Source organism: Nocardiopsis synnemataformans, assembly GCF_965343085.1.
GTDB classification, from domain to species: Bacteria; Actinomycetota; Actinomycetes; order Streptosporangiales; family Streptosporangiaceae; genus Nocardiopsis; species Nocardiopsis alborubida.
The window spans coordinates 42614-51361 of record NZ_CBDRFA010000062.1; the positions used below are offsets into that span (position 1 = coordinate 42614).

Consider the following 8748-nt stretch of genomic DNA (forward strand, 5'->3'; position numbering starts at 1 on the left):
ATCAGTCCTGCGAACCTTGTTCCCTGCACGAGGCCACTTCTACCGTGGCGGCCTGACGAACCGTCTCAACGGTCGTGGTGACCATCCGGTTCCCGGCCTCGGCCTCGGAACGCGTCTGGCCCACCTCGACGAGCCGTTCGTCCAGCGCCACGATCAGGCACTCGGCGCCGTTCCTGCTGTTCACCTCATAGCTGATGGTGGCCTCCTCGGGCGTGGGCGCCGAGAACGTGACCACCTGGTGGTACACGCCACCGCCCAGACCGCTGAAGCTCATCACGGAATAGCCCCAGCCGACCGCGCACACCACCGCGAAGAGGGTGGCGATGACGAAGAAGACGGGTCCGTTCCCGTGGCGCTTGCGCAGCGCGGGAGCGGTACTGGCCGAGGTGTCGGCCGCTGTGTCGGCCGTGGTGTCGGCGCTCTTCACGGCGTCTTCCTTCGGGGTCGGCTGCATCGGGAATCTCCGAACAAGGGGACGGTGTTGTCTAAGATATCCCCGACCTGACAGCCTCCCCACGCGCCCCGCGCGGAAGTCGTCCGAGCCTGTGTACGGGGGGAGCCGGACGGCCGCGCCCCCGCGTCCGTCCACCTAGTCAAGGAGACCCTTCGTTGTCCGAGCGCCTGCGGCTCATGGCCGTTCATGCCCACCCCGATGACGAGTCCAGCAAGGGCGCGGCCACCATGGCCCGCTACGTGGAGGAGGGCGTCGACGTGCTCGTTGTCACCATGACAGGTGGCGAGCGCGGCGACATCCTCAACCCCGCGATGGAGCGTCCCGACATCCGCGAGAACATCGCGCAGGTGCGCCGAGAGGAGATGGAACGGGCCAGGGAGATCCTCGGCGTCCAGCAGGAGTTCGCCGGGTTCGTCGACTCCGGCCTGCCCGAGGGCGACCCGCTGCCGCCCCTTCCCGAGGGCTGTTTCGCCACCCTTCCGGTGGAGGAGGGCGCCGCACCCCTCGTGGAGTCCATCCGCAGGTTCCGGCCGCACGTCATCCTCACCTACGACGAGAACGGCGGTTACCCGCACCCCGACCACATCATGACCCACAAGGTGTCGATGCACGCCTTCGACACCGCGGGCGACCCCGACGCCTACCCGGACGCGGGTGACCCCTGGCAGCCGCTCAAGCTGTACTACTTCGTCTCCTTCCCGCCCGAGCGGTTCGAGGCCCTGGCCGACGTGCTGGCCGCGCGCGGCCTGGAGAACCCCTTCGAGGAGTGGATGAAGCGGATCGGGGACCGCGACCGCCCCCGCTGGGAGATCACCACGCGCGTGCATTGCAGCGAGTACTTCGACGTCGCCGACGAGGCGCTCAAGGCGCACGCCACCCAGGTGGACCCCAACGGGTTCTGGTTCGCCGTGCCCAACGAGGTCGTCGCGGAGGCCTGGCCGAGTGAGGACTACCACCTGGTGCGCTCGCTGGTGGACACCGAGGTCCCTGAGAAGGACCTCTTCGCGGGTGTCCGAGAAGCAGTGAGAGTATGAGCGGTATGAACACCCTTCTCACGTCCGCGACGGTGCTGGCGAGCGACTTCGAGCTCGACAGGGACACCGTGACGCCCGGTGTGCTCGGCTTCCTCGTCATCTTCGTCATCGGCGTCGGGCTGTACTTCCTCATGCGCAGTCTCATGGGCAAGCTCCGCGCCCTGCCCAAGGACGACGACTTCGGTGCGAGGACCGAGGCCTCCGACGACGGGTCGGCCGAAGCGGCGCGGGTCTCCTCCGACCACTCCGGGCCGGCAGACGCGGAGCGGGTCTCCGCCGAGGACGCCGCACCGCGGACCTGAGGGACCGTTCCCGCCCTGACCCCGCGGGACGGCAGCCCGACCTCCTCCCGGGCGGTGGACCCCGCCCCGCTCCGGCGGGTGCGCGGCGTCCCACCGCCCCGGATGGCAGAGTTGGGGCATGTCCAACCGCCTGAGCGAAGCGACCAGCCCCTACCTGTTGCAGCACGCCGACAACCCCGTGGAGTGGTGGCCCTGGGGTGAGGAGGCCCTCGCCGAGGCGCGTCGGCGCGACGTGCCCCTCCTCGTCTCCGTCGGCTACGCCGCCTGCCACTGGTGCCACGTGATGGCCCACGAGTCCTTCGAGGACGAGGCGACCGCGGCCCTGATGAACAGCCTGTTCGTCAACGTCAAGGTGGATCGCGAGGAGCGCCCCGACGTCGACGCCGTGTACATGGAGGCGACCCAGGCCATGACCGGCCAGGGCGGCTGGCCCATGACCGTGTTCGCCACCCCCGACGGAGCCCCGTTCTACTGCGGCACCTACTTCCCGCGCGAGCACTTCCAGCGCCTGCTGCGGGGGGTGGCCGACGCCTGGCGGGACCAGCGCACCGAACTGGTCGACCAGGGCGCGCGCGTGGTGGAGGCGCTCAGCGGCCCGCGCACCCTGGCCGCCGCGCCGCCGCCCTCCGCGGACCGGCTCGACCTGGCCGTCCGCGCGCTGGTGCGCGACTACGACAGCGCCCACGGCGGTTTCGGCACCGCGCCCAAGTTCCCGCCGTCGATGCTGCTCTCCTTCCTCACCGCGCAGGACGAGCGCACCCGGTCCCTACAGAGCGCGGACGAGTCCACGCCCGCCTGGCTCATGGCCAGCGGCACCGCCCTGGCGATGGCGCAGGGCGGCATGTACGACCAGCTCGGCGGCGGTTTCGCCCGCTACTCCGTGGACCGCGAGTGGACCGTGCCGCACTTCGAGAAGATGCTGTACGACAACGCGCTGCTGCTGCGCGCCTACACCCGGATGGGCCGCCGCCCTTCGGGGCAGGGGGTCTCCGACGCCGCCACACACGCCCTGCTGCGCCGGATCGCCGGGGAGACCGCCGACTGGATGCTGCGCGACCTGCGCACTCCCGAGGGTGGGTTCGCCTCCGCGCTGGACGCCGACAGCGAGGGCGAGGAGGGCACCTACTACGTGTGGACGCCCGCCCAGCTGCGGGAGGTCCTGGGCGAGGAGGACGCCGCCTTCGCCGCCGAGGTGTTCGGCGTGACCGAGGAGGGCACCTTCGAACGCGGCGCGTCCGTGCTCCAGCTGCCCGTCCCGCCCGCCGACGCCTGGCGCTACCAGCGGGTCCGCGAGGCCCTGCTGGCGGCCCGCGCCGAGCGGGTCGCCCCCGCGCGCGACGACAAGGTGGTGGCCGCCTGGAACGGTCTGGCGATCGCCGGGCTGGCCGAGGCCGGGGTGCTGCTGGAGCGGTCCGACCTGGTGGAGGCCGCCCGCGCGACCGCGGACCTGCTGCTGCGCGCGCACCTGCGGGACGGGCGTCTGGCCCGCACCTCCCGGGACGGGCGCGCGGGCACCAGCGCCGGGGTGCTGGAGGACTACGCCGACGTCGCCGAGGGGCTGCTCGCCCTGCACGGTGTGACCGGGGAGGCCCGCTACGCGCACGAGGCCGGGCGCCTGCTGGACACCGTCCTGGAGCACTTCGGCGACGGCTCCGGCGGGTTCTACGACACCGCCGACGATGCCGAGCGCCTCTTCAACCGTCCCCAGGACCCCACCGACAACGTCACGCCGTCCGGCCGGTCGGCGGCGGCCTCCGCGCTGCTCTCCTACGCCGCGCTGACCGGCTCCGAGCGCCACCGCACGGCCGCCGAGGAGGCGCTGTCCCCGGTGGCGCTGCTGGCGGAGAAGGCCGCCCGGTTCGCCGGATGGGGCCTGGCCACCGGTGAGGCCCTCCTGACCGGGCCGCGCGCCGTCGCGGTGGTGGGCGACCCCGACGACCCCAGGACCGCGGAGCTGGTGCGGGCCGCGCTGGTCTGGGCGCCGCTGGGCACCGTGCTCTCGCGCGGCGACGGCCGCGACGACGGCGGGGTGCCGCTGCTGCGCGACCGCGCGCCGGTGGGCGGGCGACCGACCGCCTACGTGTGCGAGGGCTTCGTCTGCAAGCTCCCGGTCACCTCGCCCGAGGACCTGCGGGAGCAGCTGCTGGCCTGACGGGTGCCCTACCCCAGGTGCGTGCCGGCGATGATCTGGTCCACCAGGTCGGGCCGGTAGCTCGGCTGGCGGATCTCCATGTACACGGTCGTGGGCTCGCCCGGCTCGTGCACGGCGGCGCTGCTCAGCGACCCGTTGCCGTGGCACTCGGGCCAGTCCCACACCGTGCCCTCCCAGGCCCCGGTGTCCAGCGGCCGCTCCTCGGGAGGGTTGCCGCACGGGTCGGCGCCGGCGATCCCGTTCAGGTCGGCGGCGCCCCGCACCACCGTCGCGTACACCCCGTAGGCCGCCGCCCCGGTGGAGTCCCAGTCCTCGGCGTCGGTCGCCACCAGCAGCCCCGGCCCCGCACCGGCCTCGGCCGCCGCCGGGCGGGCCTCCTGTGCGGTGTGGATCTCGCGGGCCCACACCGACGGCACCTCCAGGTGGACCCCCTGCGCGGCGTCGTACACGGTGGTCAGGGACATCCCCGGCCTGCCGAGGGACCCGGAGAGGGTGGCGCCCATCAGCGCCAGTGCCGCCGCCAGGGCCGTCGCCCGCCGCCACGGCATGCGCAGCCGCTGCCACCACGGCACGGCCGCCTTGGGCAGGTCGGGCGCCATGCGGATGGTTCTGACCCGGTCGGTGAAGGTTTTGGCGTCCGCCGGACGGCTTTCCCGGTCCACCGAAAGTGCCGACAGAATGAGTTCGTCGAGCGCCGGGGGCAGACCTGGCCGGATCTGGCCAGGAGCCACCTTCACCGGCGGACGCGAGGGCGGACGGCCGGTGATGAGCTCGTAGGCCACCGCGCCCAGCGAGTACACGTCCGACCGGACGTCCAGGTCACCGCCGGGAATGCTCTGCTCGGGGGACATGTAGCCGGGGGTCCCGGCCGCCGCGGTGAACCCCGACGCCTCGTCGATCGACTTGGCGAACCCCAGGTCCGCCACCAGCACCCGCTGCCCCACGGGTGACGACTGGAGCAGCACGTTCGACGGCTTGATGTCGCGGTGGATCGTGCCGTGGTTGTGCAGCACCGTGATCCCCTGGCCGATCTCGGTCAGCAGCCGCAGGGCCTCGTCCAGGGGCAGTGTGCCCCGGTGGACGAGGTCGGCGACGCTGCCCTGGTCGGCGTAGGTCATCACCATGTAGGGCCGACCGTCGGGGAGCACGTCCACGTCGTGCACCGCCACCAGCCACGTGGAGTCGGTCTGGCGCAGGATGCGCGCCTCCTCCAGGAAGCGGTGCTGGATGTCCATCTGGTGCGCCCAGTTCTCGGCGAGTACCTTGATGGCCACCGAGTAGTTCAGCAGGTCGTCCTGCGCCAACCAGACCGTGGCGAAGGAACCCGACCCAAGGCGCCGGATGACGCGGTAGCGCCCGAAGGCCTCAGGTTGGCTCATCTCCGCCTCGGTCTGTCAGGGGTGAACACGCGGTCGTTGCCCACTAATACACCATCTGTACCTTCACGTTGCCTCCCGCCGATATGATCCCCTCTCCGGGTGGCGCCGATGCCCTCGGGCCGTGGAGACTGGAGGGGGCCCGACGGGCTCCGCGCCGTGCGCGGCGGCGAGAGAGCGACGATTTTTCGCGAGTGCGGATCCGGACCGGGGCCGTAGACGTCCCAGTGACGTGTGACCCTCGAACGCAAGGGGCGCACCCGCGTCCGCAGCGGACGGCCGGATGTCTGCCGTCAGTCAGGGAGAGACCAGCCATGCGCAGTAGTGACCACGCAGACCACGAGGAGAGCCCCGCGCCGCGGCGCCGGGTGGCGAGCAACGTCGACGAGGAGTTGGAGGACCTCGCGCGCAGGGCCAAGGCCGGAGACGCCATGGCCCTGGACGACCTGCTCCGGCGGATCCAGCCCGAGGTGCTGCGCCGCTGCTCCCGCTTCCTGCCCTACCGGCAGGACGCCGAGGAGGCGTGCCAGGACGCGCTGCTGCGCGTGGCGCGCAAGATCGACAGCTTCAAGGGCGACTCCCTGTTCACCACCTGGCTGTACACCGTGGTGTCCAACTCCGCCCGGCAGACCTACCGCTCGATGAAGCGGCGCTCGGCGGAGTTCCCCACCGAGGCCGAGCGCATGCCCCACCAGAGCGATCCCCGCACCACCAGCGTCATCGCCGGTTCCCGCATCGACCTGCTGGAGGCCCTCGACCAGCTGGAGAAGGACCGCCCCAACCTGGTGGCCCCCCTGGTCCTGCGCGACCTGTGCCAGATGGACTACAACGAGATCGCCTCCGAGCTCAACCTGGCCCTGGGCACCGTCAAGTCCCGCATCCACCAGGGGCGCAAGCACGTGCGCAAGTCCCTGGCCGTGACGTAGCCCCCCGCGGGCGAACTACGCTGGAGACATCCCCGTCGGCACATCCTTTCCAGTGGTGTGCTGTTCCAGATCCAGCTCTGAGAGGTTTCGCCAATGGGGCTTCGTGACCCCCTGTACTGGCTCTACGAGCGGCGCCTGGAGCGTCGGCTGACCAGTCAGGAGATCCCCCGCCACGTCGGTGTCGCCATGGACGGCAACCGCCGCTGGGCCAAGGTCAGCGGGCTCGGCGCGGCCGAACAGGGCCACCAGGCGGGCGCGAACAAGATCTTCGAACTGCTGCGCTGGTGCGACGAGGTCGGCGTGCAGGTGGTCACGCTCTGGATGCTGTCCACCGACAACCTCACCCGGGACGAGTCCGAGCTGGGCCCGCTGGTGCGCATCATCGAGCAGACCATCGCCCGACTGCGCGAGGAGGGGTGGAACACGCGGCCGGTCGGAGCCCTCGACATCCTGCCCGCCTCCACCGCCCAGGCGCTCAAGGAGGCGGAGACGGCCACATCCGGCAACCCCGGACTGGTTGTCAACGTCGCCGTCGGGTATGGAGGTAGACGTGAGATCGCTGATGCGGTTCGGTCCCTCCTCCAGGCGGAGGCGGCCAAGGGCACCGGTATCCAGGAGCTTGCCGAGCGCCTGGACATCGAGGACATCGCACGGCATCTCTACACGCGCGGTCAGCCTGACCCCGACCTGCTCATCCGCACGTCGGGGGAGCAGCGCCTGTCCGGCTTCATGCTGTGGCAGAGCGTGCACTCGGAGTTCTACTTCTGCGAGGTCTACTGGCCTGCCTTCCGCAGGGTGGACTTCCTGCGTGCACTGCGCTCGTACGGCGCGCGCAACCGCCGCTACGGATCCTGACCCCTCGAAGCCCTACCCCTTAACGCGGAGTTCACCGCGCGGAGGGAGAGGTCCCTTGGAAACGGGATCACGGACGCGTAGCGTCGGAAGTAGCGGGTGGCGTTCGTCCACCCGTTCGGGAGGCCCCGTCTCATTGATCTCCTCCGCCATCGCGGAACGTCAACGAGGAGGGCCGGACCCGGCCCTCGCGGGCCAGGTCCCGGTCCTCCATGATCCCGTGACAGTAGGGCGCCCCAGTGGTGCCCAAGGGGAGAACGAGTGGCTAGTTCCTCGACCGATCGCCGCGACACCCAGTCCCCCGACCCCCGTACGGAGGTAGGCCAGGACGGACGCGTCTACGTGCTCGACACCAGTGTCCTGCTCGCCGACCCGGCCGCCATGAGCCGGTTCGCCGAACACGAGGTCGTCATCCCCGTGGTGGTGATCACCGAGCTGGAGAGCAAGCGTCACCACCCGGAGCTCGGGTACTTCGCTCGTCACGCGCTGCGCCGCCTGGACGACCTGCGGGTCGCCCACGGCCGTCTGGACGTCCCGGTACCGGTGAACGACCTCGGCGGCACGCTGCGGGTGGAGCTCAACCACAGCGATCCGCGGATCCTGCCGGCGGGCTTCCGGCTCGGCGACAACGACACCCGGATCCTCACGGTGGCCCGCAACCTCCAGGAGGAGGGCGGGGACGTCGTGCTGGTGAGCAAGGACCTCCCGATGCGGATCAAGGCGTCCTCCATCGGGTTGGTCGCCGACGAGTACCGGGCCGAACTGGCCATCGAGCACGGCTGGACGGGCATGGCCGAGCTGGACGTGCCCGCGCACCAGATCGGCGAGCTGTTCACCAGCGGTGAGAGCGACATCGAGGAGGCCCGCGAGCTCCCCTGCCACACCGGGCTGGTGCTGGTCTCCGAGCGCGGCAAGGCGCTCGGCCGGGTCCAGCCCGACAAGTCGGTGAAGCTGGTGCGCGGCGACCGCGACGTGTTCGGCCTGCACGGCCGCAGCGCCGAGCAGCGCGTGGCCCTGGACCTGCTCACCGACCCCGAGGTGGGCATCGTCTCCCTGGGCGGGCGCGCGGGCACCGGCAAGTCGGCGCTGGCGCTGTGCGCCGGTCTGGAGGCCGTCCTGGAGCGCCGCCAGCACCGCAAGGTGATGGTGTTCCGGCCGCTGTACGCGGTCGGCGGCCAGGAGCTGGGCTACCTGCCCGGGAGCGAGAACGACAAGATGACCCCGTGGGGTCAGGCGGTGCACGACACCCTGTCCGCGGTGACCAGCGAGGAGGTCATCGAGGAGATCGTGGACCGGGGGATGCTGGAGGTCCTCCCGCTCACCCACATCCGCGGCCGCTCGCTGCACGACGCGTTCGTGATCGTGGACGAGGCGCAGTCCCTGGAGCGCAACGTCCTGCTCACCGTGCTCTCCCGCCTCGGCCAGAACTCGCGGGTGGTGCTCACCCACGACATCGCCCAGCGCGACAACCTGCGCGTGGGCCGCCACGACGGCGTGGTCGCGGTGATCGAGAAGCTCAAGGGCCACCCCCTGTTCGCGCACGTCACCCTGACCCGGTCCGAGCGGTCGCCGATCGCCGCCCTGGTCACGGAGATGCTGGAGAACTGACGCGGTACCGGGGGGGGGGGGGGGGGGGGGGGGGGGGGGGGGGG

General features: G+C 71.3%; 8 protein-coding genes. 6 read left to right on the forward strand and 2 right to left on the reverse strand.

All coding sequences use genetic code 11. The annotated features are described in order from the left end of the window. Position 1: 1 nt before the first annotated feature. The gene (locus ACSIH6_RS28625; protein ID WP_435111444.1) at positions 2-454 is read right to left on the reverse strand and encodes a DUF4307 domain-containing protein; all 453 of its coding nucleotides are present in this window, start codon (positions 452-454) and stop codon (positions 2-4) included. A 155-nt stretch (positions 455-609) separates the two neighbouring features. Between ACSIH6_RS28625 and mca the strand changes: the two genes are divergently transcribed. The 3 genes from mca (at position 610) to ACSIH6_RS28640 (ending at position 3942) form a co-directional block, all read left to right on the forward strand. After that, entirely contained in the window at positions 610-1488 is an 879-nt protein-coding gene (gene mca / locus ACSIH6_RS28630; protein ID WP_017568292.1) for a mycothiol conjugate amidase Mca, read from the forward strand. A gap of 5 nt (positions 1489-1493) precedes the next feature. Beyond that, on the forward strand, positions 1494-1790 hold the full coding sequence (locus tag ACSIH6_RS28635; RefSeq protein WP_435111445.1) for a hypothetical protein: 297 nt from the start codon (positions 1494-1496) through the stop codon (positions 1788-1790). 118 nt (positions 1791-1908) lie between these two features. Further along, positions 1909-3942: a thioredoxin domain-containing protein gene (locus tag ACSIH6_RS28640; protein ID WP_435111446.1), complete on the forward strand. Its 2034-nt coding sequence runs from the start codon at positions 1909-1911 to the stop codon at positions 3940-3942. Between the two features lie 8 nt (positions 3943-3950). On the opposite strand, the gene ACSIH6_RS28645 is transcribed toward ACSIH6_RS28640, so the two are convergent. Beyond that, positions 3951-5321: a serine/threonine-protein kinase gene (locus ACSIH6_RS28645; RefSeq protein ID WP_435111447.1), complete on the reverse strand. Its 1371-nt coding sequence runs from the start codon at positions 5319-5321 to the stop codon at positions 3951-3953. Positions 5322-5632: 311 nt separating this feature from the next. On the opposite strand from ACSIH6_RS28645, the gene ACSIH6_RS28650 reads away from it, so the two are divergent. From ACSIH6_RS28650 to phoH2, 3 genes are all read left to right on the forward strand, one after another. Further along, the gene (locus ACSIH6_RS28650; RefSeq protein WP_013151158.1) at positions 5633-6244 is read left to right on the forward strand and encodes an RNA polymerase sigma factor; all 612 of its coding nucleotides are present in this window, start codon (positions 5633-5635) and stop codon (positions 6242-6244) included. 93 nt (positions 6245-6337) lie between these two features. Then, positions 6338-7099, forward strand: coding sequence for an isoprenyl transferase (locus tag ACSIH6_RS28655; RefSeq protein WP_017568287.1), 762 nt, complete (start codon positions 6338-6340; stop codon positions 7097-7099). A gap of 258 nt (positions 7100-7357) precedes the next feature. Continuing rightward, on the forward strand, positions 7358-8704 hold the full coding sequence (gene phoH2 / locus ACSIH6_RS28660) for an RNA 5'-3' helicase PhoH2 (RefSeq protein ID WP_435111448.1): 1347 nt from the start codon (positions 7358-7360) through the stop codon (positions 8702-8704). Positions 8705-8748: the final 44 nt, after the last annotated feature.

Excerpts from the sequence above, each read along its gene's own strand:
- ACSIH6_RS28625 (WP_435111444.1), bottom strand. The coding sequence starts at position 454 with ATGCAGCCGACCCCGAAGGAAGACGCCGTGAAGAGCGCCGACACCACG.
- ACSIH6_RS28635 (WP_435111445.1), top strand. The coding sequence starts at position 1,494 with ATGAACACCCTTCTCACGTCCGCGACGGTGCTGGCGAGCGACTTCGAG.
- ACSIH6_RS28640 (WP_435111446.1), top strand. The coding sequence starts at position 1,909 with ATGTCCAACCGCCTGAGCGAAGCGACCAGCCCCTACCTGTTGCAGCAC.
- ACSIH6_RS28645 (WP_435111447.1), bottom strand. The coding sequence starts at position 5,321 with ATGAGCCAACCTGAGGCCTTCGGGCGCTACCGCGTCATCCGGCGCCTT.
- ACSIH6_RS28650 (WP_013151158.1), top strand. The coding sequence starts at position 5,633 with ATGCGCAGTAGTGACCACGCAGACCACGAGGAGAGCCCCGCGCCGCGG.
- ACSIH6_RS28655 (WP_017568287.1), top strand. The coding sequence starts at position 6,338 with ATGGGGCTTCGTGACCCCCTGTACTGGCTCTACGAGCGGCGCCTGGAG.